This is a genomic window from Polynucleobacter sp. 39-46-10 (genome assembly GCF_002282275.1).
Genome location: NZ_NCJB01000540.1, coordinates 1 through 1,116, shown reverse-complemented (window position 1 = coordinate 1,116; position 1,116 = coordinate 1). Strand labels below are relative to the sequence as shown.

2 protein-coding genes are annotated in these 1,116 nt (G+C 47.0%); both read left to right on the top strand.

Annotated elements, in window-relative coordinates; genetic code table 11:
• Positions 1 to 525, top strand: a 525-nt coding sequence (locus tag B7X71_RS17535) for a 2-C-methyl-D-erythritol 4-phosphate cytidylyltransferase (protein ID WP_293601686.1), incomplete at its 5' end; no start/stop codon positions are given.
• A 27-nt stretch (positions 526 to 552) separates the two neighbouring features.
• A complete protein-coding gene (gene ispF, locus B7X71_RS17530; protein WP_293601685.1) occupies positions 553 to 1,056 on the top strand; it encodes a 2-C-methyl-D-erythritol 2,4-cyclodiphosphate synthase in 504 nt (167 codons plus the stop codon).
• Positions 1,057 to 1,116: the final 60 nt, after the last annotated feature.

The window sequence follows — 1,116 nt, the reverse complement described above, 5'->3', positions numbered from 1 at the left end:
AATAAATCCGCATCTATTCAATTTCTTGCAACTGGTGGTCCAACTCGCCAAGAAACCGTCAGAAATACCCTTGCAGCTATGCTCAAGGCAGGCGTTCCAGAGAATGACTGGGTTTTAGTCCACGATGCAGCACGACCTGGAATTTCTCCTGAACTCATTCAAAAACTGATTCACGCTGTCACTGTAGCTGGTGAGGGTGGCCTCTTGGCAATGCCGCTGGCCGACACCTTAAAGATGGCCGATGCCAATTCAGCAATTGCTGGCAATCCCAATAGATCGATGAAGACGATTTCTAGAGATCACCTTTGGCAGGCTCAAACACCGCAGATGTTTGGTTTAAAGCGCCTGCATGATGCAATTGATGAGGGTATTCGTCTGGAGGCCGACATCACGGATGAGGCGAGTGCAATGGAGCTCTCTGGCTCTAGTCCATTATTAATAGAGGGTGCCACTCGCAACTTCAAAGTAACCCACCAAGCAGATTGGGATTTAATGCAAACCATTTTGCGGGCAAGCACTAAATAAGCTCTCAGAACCTATCAAGATAACTTAATGACTTCAAACACCCCCCAAATCCCTCAGTTCCGTATTGGTCAAGGTTATGACGTTCATGCGCTTGTTGAGGGTCGAAAACTTATCTTGGGTGGTGTGCACGTCCCCAACGAAAAAGGCTTACTTGGTCATTCTGATGCAGACGCTTTGTTGCATGCCTTAACCGATGCACTACTAGGAGCTGCTGGCTTGAATGACATTGGCCAGCTATTTCCAGATACCGATCCTCAATTTAAGGACATGGATAGCCGTATTCTGCTCAGAGCCGCTCTTCAGAAGATTCAGGCTGCTGGATTTCAGGTGGGGAATGTCGATGCGACGATTATTTGCCAAAAGCCCAAATTAGCTACTTTTTTGCCCGAGATGGTCCGCAATATTGCATCAGATTTGGCTGTAACACCAAGCCATGTCAACCTGAAGGCCAAAACCAATGAATCCCTTGGGCACTTAGGCAGAGGTGAGGGTATTGCAGTCCATGCTGTGGCTTTGCTCTATAAGGCTTAAATATCTTCTAAAACCGCTAAGCATTGTAGAATTACGGTCTTTAGAGTGAAGCTTCAGCTC

Excerpts from the sequence above, each read along its gene's own strand:
- ispF (WP_293601685.1), top strand. The coding sequence starts at position 553 with ATGACTTCAAACACCCCCCAAATCCCTCAGTTCCGTATTGGTCAAGGT.